This window comes from Austwickia sp. (assembly GCA_016699675.1).
In the GTDB taxonomy this organism is placed as follows: domain Bacteria; phylum Actinomycetota; class Actinomycetes; order Actinomycetales; family Dermatophilaceae; genus Austwickia.
Genome location: CP064985.1, coordinates 834,252 through 848,720 on the forward strand (window position 1 = coordinate 834,252; position 14,469 = coordinate 848,720).

The following is a 14,469-nucleotide window of genomic DNA, read 5'->3' on the forward strand; positions in this document are numbered from 1 at the left end:
CGGAGCGAGTTGCCGTTGGCCTGACGACGTTGAGCTACCAGCGCTGCTCTGGGCGTCAGGGCGCAGGTCAACGTGCGGGCGAGGCGCAACAAGCGCGCGGCCACGGCGTCTCTCCTCTGCTGGCCGGCAGGGCGGGTCCCATTTTGGCAACGGCCCCGGCGGCAAAAGGCGGCGCGGCAACGGCCCCGGCGGCCCCGGCGGCGCGGAAACGGGCGGGGCGGCAAAGCCGGGGTGGAGTGGCCGCGGCCGCAACGGCACGGTGGCAACGGGCGGCGCGACAAGAGGCGGCGCGGCAACGGGCGGGGCGGCAAAGCCGCGGTGGAGCGGGCGGGGAGGCAACGAGTGGTGGCGGGGGTGGCACCGAGTGGAGGCGCGAGGGGCGGGATCCAAACCCGCCCGGGCAGGTGGCTACGGCTCGGGCTAGCCTGGGGGCCTGTTCCGGTCCCCTCCCCTGACGAGGTCGCGTCATGCCGCAGCTGCGCTCCCGCACCACCACCCAAGGTCGCAACATGGCCGGCGCCCGCGCCCTGTGGCGCGCGACCGGCATGGGCGAGGACGACTTCGACAAGCCGATCATCGCCGTCGTCAACAGCTACACCCAGTTCGTCCCGGGCCACGTGCACCTCAAGGACATGGGCGCCATCGTCTCCGAGGCCATCGCGGCGGCCGGCGGCGTGGGCCGCGAGTTCGACACGATCGCCATCGACGACGGCATCGCGATGGGCCACGACGGGATGCTCTACAGCCTGCCGAGCCGCGAGATCATCGCGGACAGCGTCGAATACATGGTCAACGCCCACCAGGCCGACGCCCTGGTCTGCATCTCCAACTGCGACAAGATCACGCCCGGAATGCTGCTCGCCGCGCTGCGCCTCAACATCCCCGCGGTCTTCGTCTCCGGCGGCCCCATGGAGGCCGGCAAGGCCGTCATCACCGACGGCGTCGCCAGCAAGCCGACCCGCCTCGACCTCATCGACGCGATGATCCAGGCCGTCGACAAGAACGTCTCCGACGCCACCATCGAGACGGTCGAGCGCTCGGCCTGCCCGACCTGTGGGTCCTGTTCGGGCATGTTCACCGCCAACTCGATGAACTGCCTCGTCGAAGTCATCGGCCTTGGCCTGCCGGGCAATGGCTCGACCCTTGCGACCTCCGCGGCCCGCCGGGGACTGTTCGAGCGGGCCGGCGCCCTCGCCGTGGACCTGTGCCGCCGCTACTACGACGAGGACGACGCCTCGGCCCTGCCCCGGGCGATCGCGAGCAAGGCCGCCTTCGAGAACGCCATGCGCGTCGACTGCGCGATGGGCGGCTCGACCAACACGGTGCTGCACCTGCTGGCCGCCGCCCAGGAGGCCGGCGTCGACTTCAACCAGACGGACATCGACGCCCTCTCCCGGCGTACGCCGTGCTTGTGCAAAGTCGCGCCCAACACCCACGACTACTACATGGAAGACGTCCACCGCGCCGGCGGGATCGTCGCCATCATGGGCGAGCTGGCGCGCGGCGGTATGCTCGACGAGTCCGTCCACGCGGTGCACGCGCGATCGCTGCGGGAATGGCTGGCCGAGTGGGACGTGCGAGGCGGTACGCCGAGCGCCGCGGCACTCGAGCTCTACCGGGCCGCCCCGGGCGGCGTACGGACCACCGAGCCGTTCTCCTCCACCAACCGCTGGGAGTCCCTGGACACCGACGCCGCGAACGGCTGCATCCGCGACGTCGAGCACGCCTACACGGCGGAGGGCGGCCTGGCGATCCTGCACGGCAACCTGGCCCCCGACGGCTGCGTGGTCAAGACGGCCGGCGTCCCCGAGCACCAGTGGACCTTCTCCGGTCCCGCCAAGGTCGCCGAGTCCCAGGACGAGGCCGTGGACATGATCCTCGGCGGCAAGATCGTGGCCGGCGACGTCGTCGTCGTGCGCTACGAGGGCCCCAAGGGCGGCCCGGGCATGCAGGAGATGCTGTACCCGACCAGCTACCTCAAGGGCGTCGGTCTCGGGCCGCAGTGCGCGCTCATCACCGACGGCCGCTTCTCCGGGGGATCCTCCGGCCTTTCTGTCGGACACGTCTCCCCCGAGGCCGCGTCGGGTGGCGCCATCGGGCTCGTCCGCGACGGCGACGTCATCTCCTTCGACATCCCGAACCGCACCGTGCGGGTCGAGGTGTCCGACGAGGAGTTGGCCCGCCGCCGCGCCGAACAGGACGCCACGGGCTGGCGCCCGGCTCAGCGCGATCGGAAGGTGTCGGCCGCGCTGCGGATCTTCGCCCAATACGCTCAGTCGGCGGACAAGGGCGCCGCCCGGCTGGTGCCCTGACCCGCCCGCTCAGCTACTTCTGCCAGACCACCGGCGCCTTGTAGTAGTCGCTGGTGCTGTCGCCCTCGTAGCGGGCCCCCGTGACCGCCTCGCCCTTGGTCGCGGCGATCGTGCAGGGCTTCGACTTCTCGCCCACCTCGCGGATCTTGAACGAGGTGCACTGCACTTGTCGAACCCGCCGAAGGCCGACACCCAGCCGGCCTTGCGACCGTCGGCGACCACGCCGGATAACGACAGGCTGGGTGACCCGTAGGGGCTGCCCTCCCAGTAGACGATCTCGTTGGTCGACTCGATGTACCACGGGGTCACGCCGACAAATTCGTCCTTGTTCTTGAAGGTGGCGAAGTCCGCGTTGGTGCCCTGCCTGATGTCGGTCACGGTCACCTTGTAGATGGCCTTGGTGTAGTACTTGTCGCCCTTCTTGCCGGACTCCGCGACCAGGGTCGCCGGCTGGCCCACCCTGAGCGCGGTGCCGGGCGCGGTGATCGCGGCCTTGGGGTCGCCCAGCGTGATCGGCGCGGTGGGGTCGACGCTGGTGGACTTGGACGACGAGGAAGCCGAGGAAGGCGAGGAAGGCGAGGAAGGCGAGGATGACGAGCTGCCGTCGCCCGAGGAGCCGGTGCCGACCGGCAGGGTGGCGCTGGTGTTGCCCGATCCGCCGCACGCGGACAGGGCCAAGGCGGCGGCCGCGATGGCGATGGGCGCGGCGGTGCGAGGACGTACTGCTGACATGACTTCCCCCTCCGAGAAGCTCCCTTACCCTGGCGCGCCGGAGCGACCCGACGCTGGGAGCACTCCACCGTAACGGGTGGGCGCTGTTTCTCTCAGTCTCCTGACGGCAACCTGAGCAGCATCGGGACGTCGCCACGACACCCCCGGCCGGTGCCAGGACCGGCAGCGAACGCGGTTACGGCAGGTGGACGGCGTCCGGGTGCTCGGCCAGGTACTGGCGGATGATGCTGGCCACGTCCGGATCCGGCGCCAGGCCGAGCGCAGCCGCCCTGGCGTTGTCGAACCGCGCCGGCCAGGAGGCCACGATCGCCTCTATCCGCGGATCCGGCTCGGGCCGGACGAGCGCCGCCGCGGCCTCGCCGCCGACGGCGCGCAGGGCCGCAATCATCTCGCCGACGGTGACCGTGAGCGCCGGAAGGTTGACGGGCAGGCGGCCAACGACCGGGCCCTCCGCGAGGGCGAGCAACCCCGCGACGGCCCGTCCGGGGGAGGCGATCGCCAACCGTACGTCGGGGCCCACCGGGCACGGCGCCACCACGCCGGCCAGCGGCTCGCGGATGATGCCCGAGACGAAGCTGGAGGCCGCGGCGTTCGGCCGGCCGGGGCGCACCGCGACCGTCATGAGTCGGGCGATCCGCCCGTCGACGTGACCCCGGCGGGTGTAGTCGGCGATGAGCTGCTCGCAGGCGAACTTCTGCGCCCCGTAGCTCGACTGGGGCGTGGGCAGCGTCGCCTCCGAGACGACCTCCGGCAGGGGCAACGCCGGGACCGACCCGTATACGGCCACCGACGAGGAGAACACCAGCGTCGTCAGCGGGCCGCCCGCGGCGTGCTGGCGACGCGCGGCGTCCAGCGCCGCCCGGGGGGCGTCCAGGTTGACGCGCAGACCCAGGTCGAGGTCGCGTTCGCACTCGGCCGAGACGGCCGACGCGAGGTGGAAGACGGCGTCCACGGGCTCGGCGAATAGCTCCGGCAGGGTGTCCGCGAGATCGCCGGGCACGGTGCGCACGCCGGGCATCCCCGCAAACGGGTGGCCCTCCGGTTCGACCAGATCGGCCAGGACCAGCCGCTCGATCGTCCGGCCGGACAGGTGGCCCCGGGCCACCAGCTCTCGGGCGAGCCGGGTGCCGATGAACCCATGGCCGCCGGTGATCACGATGCGCATCGTCAGGTCCTTTCGGTGGGGTGGGCGGCTCGCCTGCTACGCCGAGAGGGTACGCACCACTTCGGCCAGCGACGTGGGACCGCCGACGTTGCCGGCGAACACGACGTACGGGATGCCCTTGGCCGGCCCGTCGACCGGCTCCCACAGCGACACGATCCCCGGCAGCATCGGCCCGCGCACCATCGCCCGCTCGATCGACAGCCCCTTCGCGGCGACGTCGGAGGAGGTGATGCCGCCCTTGGCGACCACGAACCGGGGCGGCGTGCGGGCCAGCACCCGACGGACCACCTCCACCACGGCCGCCGAAACCTGCCGAGCGATGGCGAGGGACTCCTCCGCGTCGTCGCCGCGTACCAGGGAGCGGCTGGTCGTCACGACGACGTTGCCGCGCGGCAGCGCCTCGGCCACCCGGCGGGCCACATCCGCGACATGGCCGACGCCGCCAAGCAGCACCGTGCCGACGTCGATCTCGACGACCTCCGGGTGATCCTGCACGACCAAGGCGCCCAGCTGCCGGGTGGCCGTCGACACGTGCGAGCCGACCACGATCAACCCGCCAGCCGCCCGGCCGGACGCATCGCCCGCACCTGAGCCTGCGCCGACCGCGCCATCTCGGATGGCTGCCACCTCCGCCGCGCTGAGCGGCGCCCGCGGAGGTTGCCCGATGACGGCGCGCGGGAAGGGCGGCGCGACCCGGTAGATGAAGCGCCGGCCGGCGGCCTCCGCGTCGTACAGGGCCAGCGCCAATCGACGCAGGTCGTCCTCGTCGACGATGTCGACGACCACGGGCCGCGCGTGAGCGAGGCCGGCCAGGATGGCCGCCGTCTGCGTGGGATCGGTGCGCAGCACGGCCAGCGGGATCCAGGCGACGCGCTCGGCCGGGATCGCGCCCGCGGTCTTCTCGGCCACCCATTCCCGCAGGTCGGAGCGGGTGTAGCCGAACGTGGCGTCCCGGGCGTACTCCGTCTGTCCCACCGGGGTGAACCCTGCGGTCGGGCAGCCCGCGTAGTGAACCGCGTCCACCGTGATGCGGCCCGCGTCGCCGAACGCCGGCACGATCACCACGCCGTCGACCGGGCGCCCGTCGTGCGCCGAGACCTCCTGAGCGAGGGTGGCCGGCTCGGCGGGGAAGTGTCCCCGCAGCGTGGAATCGGACCGCGAGACGAAGTCGACTGTCACACCGGCCTTTTCCGCCGCGGCGAACGCCGCGCGAGCGACCTCGCGATTGCGCCGTTCCGCGTGGCGACCGTCGAGGCTGCGGCTGTTCGTCATCACGTAGACGGCCGGCGTCCCCTGCGCGAAGGCCCAGGCGAACGCCTCGACCGTCCACGTCAACAGGACGGGCAGGTCCGCGACCGATTGGGTGCCGGTGGGATCGTCGTCGAGGACCACCAGCACGCGGCCCGCGGAGGCCGCACGCCGCGCCACCTCCCGAGGGTCGACCGCGGCTCCGGGCGGCTTGCCCGCCAACAGCTGCTCCAGCGGCACACAGACCGGCTCGGGGTCGTTCCCGAGCGGGGCTTCCGACATACCTCAGTGTCCCTCGGATGGCCGTGGCGGGCCTCCCGAGGGACCGACCAAATCCCCTACCGGAGGTGCGTTCCCGGCTCACCTTGGGCGGTTCGCGGCCGATGCGTACGTCGAGGGCAGGGAAGATTCGCCGCGCCCATCCGGGGCCCGTTCAGGGCTCAATCCACGGCCCAACCCAGCGGCCGAGACCGGGAGCCTGACGAGCCATGACCGAACCAAGCGGCACCCCAGCCAGCAGCCGCCCCACCCCCCGCGACCGGGTGCACATCGACCCGCGGGGCCTCGTGCTCACCGACTCGGATCTGGCCCTGCTCGCCAGGGGGTTGGGTCGCGTCGTCACCTGGCCCGTGCTGCGCGGTGACACGCCCGCGCAGGCGACCCACGTGGCCACGATCCGGTCCACGGTGTTCGGCGGCCGCCCCGGCGGGAACATGCTGGGGGCGATGACCGAATACGACCGCACCCGCAAGGCGGCCGGCCAGCCGGAAGCCTTCGGCCCACACTTCATCGCGACCTGCCAGATCGCCGCGGTGAAGGAGACGCGTCGCGCGGCCCCGGCATCGAAGTCGCCCGACGTCGGCGGCGACGTGCTGCGCATGTGGTTGAGTAGCTGAGGCCCGCCGCCGCTCCGGCGTACGGGCTGGTTGCCCATCGGCCGACCGAGGCGGGAGCGCGCATGCGGCTGCAGCAGATCCACGTGTTCCCGGTGAAATCCATGGCCGGTCAGTCAGTGCCGACCTGGCCGGTGACGCCGTACCGTCTCGCCGGCGACCGCGGCTGGGCCGTCGTCGACTCGAACGGCCGACTGGGCTCGGGTAAGGACAGCCGCCGCTTCCGCCGGCTCGACGCGCTGTTCACCTGGCGGGCCCGGCTCGCGGATCCGACGGCGACCCCCGAGGTCAGCGGACCCGACGGGACCTGGCTGTCCGTCGCCGATCCGGGAGCGGAGGCGGCCCTGGGCACTGCGTGCGGTGAACCGGTCCGGCTGGCGAACGAAGGCGAGGTCGCGCACGTGGACGCGGCCCCGATCAGCCTGGTCGGGACGGCCACGCTCGAACAGCTCGCCGCCTCGCTCGGCGAGGCCGAGCCGGTGGACCCGCGGCACCTGCGCGCCAATCTGGTCATCGAGACGGACGAGCCGTACGTCGAGGACGGCTGGGCCGACGACGGCCTGCGCATCGGCATCGGCGAGGCGCAGTTCGAGGTGGTGCAGCGCGTCACCCGCTGCCGGATGGTCGACATCGCCCAGGCCGACGTGCCGAGCCTGCCCGGCCTGCTCGTGGCGACGGGCGCCAGAGGGGCCCGCGCGGCGGTGTACCTGCGTCCCCTCGGACCGGCAACACTGCAGGTGGGCGCGGCCGTCGCCGCCTGACAAGCGGGCGCTCGTCTCGGCGCTCCCCCGACTCGGCAAAGCCGCGGTAAATCCCGCTCACGCCCTCTAGCGGCAGCCATCAACTTATGTAACTCTGTGTTAATCCCCCGATCGTTGCGATCTGGCAACGATCACCCCCATCCCCAGGTAGGTGACCCAGAGATGCTGGAAGAAGGCCTGACGTACATCGACGAATCCGAACGACTCCGCCTTCAGGCAGCGGTCGACCGCCGGCGCCTCGATGACCGCCGCACGCGCAGCCACGAGTATCCGCCAGGCAGCACCGTCGAGCGCGCCCGTCCCACCCGCACGCCTGCCAAAGTGAGCGCCCCGGTCTAACCGCCCACTGCACCCCTCCCGCCGGTCGCGCCCACCCCAGCACCCAGGGTCACCGCCTCGGACGCCTCCGGCCCCAGACCACCAAGCGGCCCGCCAGGAAACACCTGGCGGGCCGCTTGCTGTAGCGACGAAAGCTCTGGCACCGCTAGCGGCCGCTGAGCTCCGCGCAGACCAGTTCGGCGATCTGCGCGGTGTTGAGCGCCGCGCCCTTGCGTAGGTTGTCGCCGCACACGAACAGGTCGATGGTGTGCGGGAAGTCCAAGGCCTGGCGGACCCGGCCCACCCAGGTCGGGTCCGTCCCCACCACGTCGGCCGGGGTCGGCCACTCGCCGCTCTCGGGGTCGTCGAGGAGGACGACGCTCGGCGCCGTGACCAGCGCCTCTCGGGCCTCGTCGACGGTGATGGGTTTGCTGAACGTCGCGTGCACCATCAGCGAGTGGGTCGTGACCACGGGCACCCGCACGCAGGTCGCGGAGACCTTGAGGTCGGGGATGCCGAGGATCTTGCGGGACTCGTTGCGGACCTTCAGCTCCTCGCTGGTCCACCCGTCGTCCTTCAGCGAGCCGGCCCACGGAATCACGTTCATCGCCAGCGGCGCCGGGAACGGCGACTCCGAACCCAGCTTGCTCTCGATGAGCCGTCGCACGTCGCCGGTCTGGCTGCCCACCCGCTCGCCGGAGACCGCCTCGATCTCGGCGTACAGGCGGTCGACACCCGGCTGACCCGCGCCCGACGCCGCTTGGTAAGACGCGACAACCAGCCCGGTCAGCCCCCACCCCGCGTGCAGGGCGCCGAGGGCGTCCATCATCGTCAGCGTGGTGCAGTTCGGGTTGCTGATGATGCCCTTGGGCCGGTTCTTCACCTGAGCCGGGTTGACCTCGGGGACGACCAGCGGCACCTCGGGGTCCATCCGGAAGGCGCCGGAGTTGTCGACGACGACGGCGCCGCGCGACGCCGCGATGGGCGCCCACTCCGCCGAGATCTCGTCGGGGACGTCGAACATCGCGACGTCCACGCCGTCGAAGACCTCCGGGGTGATCTCCTGGACGGTGACGTCCTCCCCGCGGACCTGCAGCACCTTGCCCGCGGACCGGGCCGAGGCGACGAGCTTGATCTCGCCCCAGACGTCCTGGCGGCTGGACAGGATCGACAGCATCACGCTACCGACGGCACCGGTGGCCCCCACGACCGCGAGGGTCGGCTTGCCACGCTCGTTCAGGTCACTCATCGTCCGGTCCCTCCGTAGACCACGGCCTCGCCCTCGGCGGAATCCAGCTGGAAGGCCGTGTGCACAGCCCGTACGGCGTCGTTGAGCTGGTCCTCGCTGGTGACCACCGACAGGCGGATCTCCGAGGTGGAGATCATCTGGATGTTGATGTCCGCGTCCGCGAGCGCCTTGAACAGCGTCGCGCTCACGCCCTTGTGCGTGCGCATGCCTGCGCCCACCAGCGACAGCTTGCCGATCGCGTCGTCGAAGATCAGGCTCTTGAACCCGATCGCCTCCTTGTGGTGGTCGAGCATCTTTACCACCCGGTCGGCGTCCTTGGTCGGCAGCGTGAAGGAGATGTCCGTCTTGCCCGTCTCCACGGCCGAGACGTTCTGGACGATCATGTCGATGTTGGCGTCGGCTTGCGCGACGAGCTCGAAGATCTTCGCGGCATAACCGGGCCGGTCAGGCACGTCGACGACGGTGATCTTGGCCTCGCTGCGGTCGTGCGCGACGCCCGCGATGACGGGGGCCTCCACGGCTTCTCCTTCGGGGTGGTCTGTGATGCGGGTGCCTTCCTTATGGGAGAAGGACGACCGCACGTGAATGGGGATTTGATAGTTCCGGGCGTATTCCACGCAGCGCAAGTGCAATATCTTGGCGCCGTTGGCCGCCATCTCCAGCGTCTCCTCGGTCGAGAGCACCGGAATTCGGCGGGCCGTGGGCACGATCCGCGGGTCGGCGGTGAACACCCCGTCGACGTCCGTGTAGATCTCGCAGACGTCGGCCTTCAACGCGGCGGCGAGCGCCACGGCGGTGAGGTCGGAACCGCCGCGACCGAGCGTGGTGATGTTCTTCGTGGTCTGCGAGACGCCCTGGAAGCCCGCCACGATGGCAATGTGACCGTCCCCGAGGCACGCCTCGATCCGGCCGGGCGTGACGCCCATGACGCGGGCGGCGCCGTGGTTCTCGTCGGTGAGCACGCCGGCTTGGCTGCCGGTGAACGACAAGGCCTTGTAGCCGAGGTTCGCGATCGCCATCGCGAGGACCGCCATCGAGATCCGCTCACCGGAGCTGAGCAGGACGTCCAGCTCGCGCGGCGGCGGGATGGGGCTGATCGAGGCCGCGAGGTCGATGAGCTCGTCGGTGGTGTCGCCCATGGCCGACACCACCACGACCACGGAGTGTCCCGCCTTCTTCGTCTCGACGATGCGCCGGGCGACGCGCTTGACGCTTTCGGCGTCGGCGACGGACGACCCGCCGTACTTCTGGACGACCAGGGACACTGCGAACTCCCGCACTGCTTCGATGGGCTGACGACTCGATGGGCTGACGAACGGTAGCCGAGTCTAATCGTGTGCCCCAACGCGGTCCGGGAGGCTCGACCGGCGAGACGCGGTCGCTCCCCTGCGTTCCCACTTTTGGCTGAGCTACCGCGCCGGTCCTCGCCGCACCCGACGCCGCCCCGCAGACTGGCGCTATGGGCGCCACCGAGCAGGGATTTGCCGGCATCGAAGTCGACGGCTTGCACCGGAGCTTCGGCACGGTCAAGGCCGTCGACGACATGGTGCTGCGGGCCGCGCCCGGCGAGGTGACGGCCCTGGTGGGGCCCAAACGGGGCGGGCAAAACCACCCTCCTGCTCATCCTCGCCACGTTGCTGGCCCCCGACACGGGCAACGTGCGCGTGGCGGGCCACGATCCGGTCGCGTCGCCCCAGGCGGTACGTCGGCTCATGGGCTGGATGCCGGACGGATTCGGCACCTGGGACACCTTGAGCGTGCGCGAGCTGCTCGCGATGGTGGCGGCGGCCTACGGGATCGGCCGGGCGTCGGCCGCGCAGCGCATCGACGAGCTGCTCGCGCTGCTTCGCCTGGAGGAGCTCGCGGATCGACCGGCGCGGGTGCTGTCGCGGGGCCAGAAGCAGCGGCTGGGCCTGGCTCGAGCCCTGATCCACGATCCGCAGGTCTTGCTCCTCGACGAGCCGGCCTCAGGGCTTGACCCGCGCAGCCGGATCGAGTTGCGGGACGTGCTGCGCGGGCTGGCCCAGCGCGGCCGGACCGTGCTGGTCAGCAGCCACATCCTCGTCGAGCTGCGGGAGATGGCGGACCGGGCGGTGATCGTCGCGAACGGCCGGACCGTCACGACGTACGACTTGCGCGCCCAGGACCGGGCCGGGCGATGGCGTCTCGCGGTCCTCGATCCTGCGGCGTTCGAGGCGGCGATGTCCGCTCGGGCGGATGGTCTCGCCGTACGGCGTCTGCCCGACCCCGCCTGGCCCGCGACGTACGAGCTCGCCATCGGCGACCAGCGCGCCGCGGCCGCCCTGACGACCGAGCTGAGCCGGGCGGGCGTGGGCGTCTGCGGCCTGGCACCGGCGGGCGACGGCGGCCTGGAGGCCGCCTATCTCAGCGCGACCGCGCCCCAGCTGGAGGAGGTACGGCGATGACCGTGCAGATGAGCACCCCGCGCGCCGACCACCTGACCCCGGCCGCCGTGCCGTTCTGGGCGGGGATCCGCACCGTGGCGAGCCTGGATCTTCGCCAACGCTGGCGCGCCGCGCGCACCCGATGGGTGCTGCTGACGTGGATCGTGGCCGTCTACGGATTCGTGGGGCTGACCTGGTTGGCCACCCACCAGATGACGATCCAGAGTCAGGCCTCGGTGTTCTACGGGGTGACGATGTTCGTCGTCCTCACCCTCGCGCTGCTCGTGGCGCCGTCCCTGTCCGCGAGCGCCATCAGCGGCGACCGGGCCGACGGCGTGCTGGTCTCGCTCCAGGTCACCCTGCTCAGTCCCGCCCAGATCGTGCTCGGCAAGTTCCTCGCCGCGTGGGCGGCGGCGCTGGGCTTCCTCGCCATCGCCGCGCCGGTGTTGTTGTGGGCCTTGCTCGCCGGCGGGGTCAGCCTCGGCACCCTGTTGGTGGCGCTGCTGTCGCTCATCCTGATCACCGGGACCGTCTGCGCCCTCGGGCTGGCGATCTCCGCGCTGACGGCCCGGGTGGTGAGTTCGACGACGCTGACGTACGTCGTGCTGGGATTCCTCGTCATCGGCATCCCGCTGCTGTTCGGCCTGACCCTGCCGCTGACCCAGAGCACGGAGAGCTACCGGGTCCTGCGCCACGACGCCAGCAACTGGCGCCCCAGCAACTGGCGCCCCGCGCCCGGCACCACCGAACCGCCGCCCTGCGTCGAGGCGACCGAGCTGCGCACCATGGTGCACACCGAACGCACCTGGTGGCTGCTGGCAGCCAACCCCTTTGTGCTGGTCGCCGACGCTGCGCCCGGCGCGCGCTCCCTGCGCGCGGGGACCAGCGAACCCCTCGGCATCATCCGCGAGGGCGTGCGGATTGCCCGGCGCGGGGCCACCGAGCCCATCGTGGAGTGCTGGACCGGCACCGAGACCCCTATCGAGGATCCCCGCAGCAGCGACGACAGCGCCCGGCGGCTCGACGACCCGGGGTGTCCGTTCGGGGTCACGACGTACGCCCTGCTCGGCGCGGGTGCGCTGGCGATCGCGACTCGGCGCCTTCGCACGCCCTGCCACAAGCTCCCGCGCGGGACGCGCATCGCGTAGATCGCCTCGGGGGATGCGCATGGCCCGTGCCGCGCGCATCGCCCGAGCCCGGACTGCTCAGCGGTGCAGGGCGTCGAATTCGGCCTCGGCGACGGTGTCCTCGTCGGCGTCCAGCCGGATGTGGCTCATGATCGACTGCAGCGCCCGCAGGGCACCGGTGGCCCGGACGCCCCAGTCGGAGAGGTAGCTGAACTGCCACCACCACAGCGCCTCGCTGATCCGGCCGTCGGCGTAGTGCCGCAGCCCGTGCACCAGGGCCGCAGCCACCTCGGTGAGGTCGCCCGACAGCGTGCTGGCCCCCAGCTCCGGGGTGGTCATCGGGTCGACGACCTCGCAGTAGTCATCGAGCCCCGTCAGCAGCGAACCCAGCGACCCGCGCAGGCCCTCCAGGTCGAAGTCGGCGCCGAGGTCCGCCTCGAACTGCTCCGCCGGGACCACGTCCATGATCGCCCCGAGGCGGGCCCCGGTCACGAGGATCTGCGAGGTGGCCAGCAGCAACAGGGGGATGGCCTGCTCGGGAGACTCGCCGGAGCCGACCCGGCGGACGACGGCGAGGAACTGGCGGGCCTCCGCCGCGGTCTCCTCGCCCAGCAGGGCCAGGTCGGCGTCGATGGGCTCGGCGACCGCGTGCTCGTCGGCCTCGGCGATCGGGGGCTCGGCCGCGGTGTCGGCCTGAGCGTCGGCGACGGCGTCCGCAGGACCGGCGGGACGCGCCGGCTCGGCGACATCGGGAGTGGACGGAGTGTCAGGCATTGAGCAAGCGCCTCCCTTCAAAGGCCCGACCGAGGGTGACCTCGTCGGCGTATTCGAGATCGCCGCCGACCGGAAGGCCGGAGGCCAGCCGCGTGACCCGCAGCTGCAGAGGCACCAGGAGGCGGGCGAGATAGGCCGCCGTGGCCTCGCCCTCCAGGTTGGGGTCGGTCGCGATGATGACCTCGTCGACCCGCCCGTCGGACAGGCGCGTGAACAGTTGGGCGAACCGCAGATCGTCAGGCCCGACGCCCTCCATCGGGCTGATCGCGCCACCGAGGACGTGGTAGCGGCCCCGGAACTCGCGCGTCCGCTCGATCGCGAGGACGTCCTTGGGCTCCTCGACCACACAGATCGCCCGCTCCTCGCGGCGCGGATCGGCGCAGATGCGGCACAGCTCTTCCTCGGCGACATTGCCGCACGTGGCGCAGAACCGCACCTTCTCCTTGACCGCAATCAGCGCGTCCGCCAGGCGCTGCACGTCGATGGCGTCGGCCGCCAGGATGTGGAACGCGATCCGTTGGGCACCCTTCGGGCCGACCCCGGGCAACCGCCCGAGCTCGTCGATCAGGTCTTGGACCGCTCCCTCGTACACGACGACCAGCCTACGCGGCGGCCCCGACAAGGCCGAGCGTCCAACCCGGGCGATGTCGGCGGGCGCTCAGTCAACAATTCAGTGCGCGCGTCGGCCTGGGACGCGGCGTCGGCCCGCGAAGCGGCGTCGGCCCGCGGCGCCGGGTCAGCTGGGTGGGCGCTCGTTGTAGATCCCGGCCGGCTCCTGGCCGCTCATCGCCTGGATCGCGGCCATCACCTCGTCGGCGATCTCCCGCCGGGCGCGCCCGGGCGGCAGCACGCCGTACCGGTCCCCCAGCCAGAGGGGCGCCCCGAACTCGACGGACACTTTGGCGGGGCGGACGAACCGGGAGCCCACCGGCTGGATGCGCTCGGTGCCGCGAATCGCCACCGGGACCACGGGCGCGCCCGACGTCAGGACCAGGTGTCCGATGCCGGTCCGGCCGCGATAGAGCCGCCCGTCCCGGGACCGGGTGCCCTCCGGATAGATCCCGAAGGCGCCGCCTGCCGAGAGCACATCGAGGGCCACCTGCAGCGACTGCGACGCGGCCGCGGTCTCGTCGCGGTCGACGGGGATGGTGCCGGCGGCGGTGAAGAAGGCCCGATTCCAGGCGCCGGACAGGCCCTTGCCGGTGAAGTACTCGGCCTTGGCCAGGAACGTGATCGGCCGCGGCGCGACGGCGGGCAACACGATGCTGTCGAAGAACGACAGGTGGTTGCTGGCGATGATCACCGGCCCACTGGCCGGGACGTGCTCGGCGCCGCGGACGTCGGCGCGCAGCACCGTGCGCAGCACGGGCGCCGCGACGGACCGCGCCAGCGCGTAAAACCTGGTCGTCTCCACGGGCGGCGATCCTAGGCGTACGTCGGCGCGGGGCGACACTCGGGGCCACGCCGGGGGGTGGGTGCGGACCG

General features: G+C 71.8%; 14 protein-coding genes and 1 pseudogene. 7 read left to right on the plus strand and 8 right to left on the minus strand.

All coding sequences use genetic code 11. The features are described from left to right. The first annotated feature begins 467 nt into the window (after positions 1-467). Positions 468-2,312 carry a dihydroxy-acid dehydratase gene (ilvD, locus tag IPK37_03905; GenBank protein ID QQS01589.1) on the plus strand — a complete coding sequence of 615 codons (1,845 nt, stop codon included), beginning with the start codon at positions 468-470 and terminating at the stop codon, positions 2,310-2,312. Positions 2,313-2,325: 13 nt separating this feature from the next. Here the strand turns inward: ilvD and IPK37_03910 are convergent, their stop codons facing one another. Further along, positions 2,326-2,478, minus strand: a complete 153-nt coding sequence (locus IPK37_03910) for a hypothetical protein (protein ID QQS01590.1) — start codon at positions 2,476-2,478, stop codon at positions 2,326-2,328. 303 nt (positions 2,479-2,781) lie between these two features. On the opposite strand from IPK37_03910, the gene IPK37_03915 reads away from it, so the two are divergent. Next, positions 2,782-3,117, plus strand: coding sequence for a hypothetical protein (locus IPK37_03915; protein ID QQS01591.1), 336 nt, complete (start codon positions 2,782-2,784; stop codon positions 3,115-3,117). A gap of 102 nt (positions 3,118-3,219) precedes the next feature. On the opposite strand, the gene IPK37_03920 is transcribed toward IPK37_03915, so the two are convergent. Together IPK37_03920 and IPK37_03925 are read right to left on the minus strand one after the other, a co-directional pair. Further along, positions 3,220-4,209: an NAD-dependent epimerase/dehydratase family protein gene (locus IPK37_03920; protein QQS01592.1), complete on the minus strand. Its 990-nt coding sequence runs from the start codon at positions 4,207-4,209 to the stop codon at positions 3,220-3,222. 36 nt (positions 4,210-4,245) lie between these two features. Beyond that, positions 4,246-5,739: a hypothetical protein gene (locus IPK37_03925; GenBank protein QQS01593.1), complete on the minus strand. Its 1,494-nt coding sequence runs from the start codon at positions 5,737-5,739 to the stop codon at positions 4,246-4,248. 206 nt (positions 5,740-5,945) lie between these two features. On the opposite strand from IPK37_03925, the gene IPK37_03930 reads away from it, so the two are divergent. From IPK37_03930 to IPK37_03940, 3 genes are all read left to right on the plus strand, one after another. Further along, positions 5,946-6,353 (plus strand): hypothetical protein, encoded by a 408-nt coding sequence (locus IPK37_03930; GenBank protein QQS01594.1) that lies wholly within the window; start codon positions 5,946-5,948, stop codon positions 6,351-6,353. 62 nt (positions 6,354-6,415) lie between these two features. Further along, positions 6,416-7,111 (plus strand): MOSC domain-containing protein, encoded by a 696-nt coding sequence (locus IPK37_03935; GenBank protein QQS01595.1) that lies wholly within the window; start codon positions 6,416-6,418, stop codon positions 7,109-7,111. A gap of 162 nt (positions 7,112-7,273) precedes the next feature. Next, the gene (locus IPK37_03940) at positions 7,274-7,450 is read left to right on the plus strand and encodes a hypothetical protein (GenBank protein ID QQS01596.1); all 177 of its coding nucleotides are present in this window, start codon (positions 7,274-7,276) and stop codon (positions 7,448-7,450) included. A gap of 145 nt (positions 7,451-7,595) precedes the next feature. Here the strand turns inward: IPK37_03940 and IPK37_03945 are convergent, their stop codons facing one another. Both IPK37_03945 and IPK37_03950 read right to left on the minus strand, forming a co-directional pair. After that, positions 7,596-8,678, minus strand: a complete 1,083-nt coding sequence (locus IPK37_03945; GenBank protein QQS01597.1) for an aspartate-semialdehyde dehydrogenase — start codon at positions 8,676-8,678, stop codon at positions 7,596-7,598. Beyond that, positions 8,675-9,943, minus strand: coding sequence for an aspartate kinase (locus IPK37_03950; GenBank protein ID QQS01598.1), 1,269 nt, complete (start codon positions 9,941-9,943; stop codon positions 8,675-8,677). The genes IPK37_03945 and IPK37_03950 overlap by 4 nt, the downstream gene beginning before the upstream one ends. 194 nt (positions 9,944-10,137) lie before the next feature. Here IPK37_03950 and IPK37_03955 point away from each other — a divergent pair. Both IPK37_03955 and IPK37_03960 read left to right on the plus strand, forming a co-directional pair. Beyond that, positions 10,138-11,104: pseudogene (locus tag IPK37_03955) on the plus strand (ABC transporter ATP-binding protein). After that, positions 11,101-12,231 (plus strand): ABC transporter permease, encoded by a 1,131-nt coding sequence (locus tag IPK37_03960; GenBank protein QQS01599.1) that lies wholly within the window; start codon positions 11,101-11,103, stop codon positions 12,229-12,231. Before IPK37_03955 ends, IPK37_03960 begins: the two are co-directional and overlap by 4 nt. 57 nt (positions 12,232-12,288) lie before the next feature. On the opposite strand, the gene IPK37_03965 is transcribed toward IPK37_03960, so the two are convergent. The 3 genes from IPK37_03965 to IPK37_03975 form a co-directional block, all read right to left on the minus strand. Further along, positions 12,289-12,984, minus strand: a complete 696-nt coding sequence (locus IPK37_03965; protein QQS01600.1) for a DUF5063 domain-containing protein — start codon at positions 12,982-12,984, stop codon at positions 12,289-12,291. Beyond that, a complete protein-coding gene (gene recR, locus IPK37_03970; protein QQS01601.1) occupies positions 12,977-13,576 on the minus strand; it encodes a recombination protein RecR in 600 nt (199 codons plus the stop codon). Before recR ends, IPK37_03965 begins: the two co-directional genes overlap by 8 nt. Before the next feature lie 144 nt (positions 13,577-13,720). Beyond that, positions 13,721-14,398, minus strand: coding sequence for a 1-acyl-sn-glycerol-3-phosphate acyltransferase (locus IPK37_03975; protein ID QQS01602.1), 678 nt, complete (start codon positions 14,396-14,398; stop codon positions 13,721-13,723). Between the last annotated feature and the right edge of the window lie 71 nt (positions 14,399-14,469).

Excerpts from the sequence above, each read along its gene's own strand:
- ilvD (QQS01589.1), top strand. The coding sequence starts at position 468 with ATGCCGCAGCTGCGCTCCCGCACCACCACCCAAGGTCGCAACATGGCC.
- IPK37_03920 (QQS01592.1), bottom strand. The coding sequence starts at position 4,209 with ATGCGCATCGTGATCACCGGCGGCCATGGGTTCATCGGCACCCGGCTC.
- IPK37_03925 (QQS01593.1), bottom strand. The coding sequence starts at position 5,739 with ATGTCGGAAGCCCCGCTCGGGAACGACCCCGAGCCGGTCTGTGTGCCG.
- IPK37_03930 (QQS01594.1), top strand. The coding sequence starts at position 5,946 with ATGACCGAACCAAGCGGCACCCCAGCCAGCAGCCGCCCCACCCCCCGC.
- IPK37_03935 (QQS01595.1), top strand. The coding sequence starts at position 6,416 with ATGCGGCTGCAGCAGATCCACGTGTTCCCGGTGAAATCCATGGCCGGT.
- IPK37_03940 (QQS01596.1), top strand. The coding sequence starts at position 7,274 with ATGCTGGAAGAAGGCCTGACGTACATCGACGAATCCGAACGACTCCGC.
- IPK37_03945 (QQS01597.1), bottom strand. The coding sequence starts at position 8,678 with ATGAGTGACCTGAACGAGCGTGGCAAGCCGACCCTCGCGGTCGTGGGG.
- IPK37_03960 (QQS01599.1), top strand. The coding sequence starts at position 11,101 with ATGACCGTGCAGATGAGCACCCCGCGCGCCGACCACCTGACCCCGGCC.
- IPK37_03965 (QQS01600.1), bottom strand. The coding sequence starts at position 12,984 with ATGCCTGACACTCCGTCCACTCCCGATGTCGCCGAGCCGGCGCGTCCC.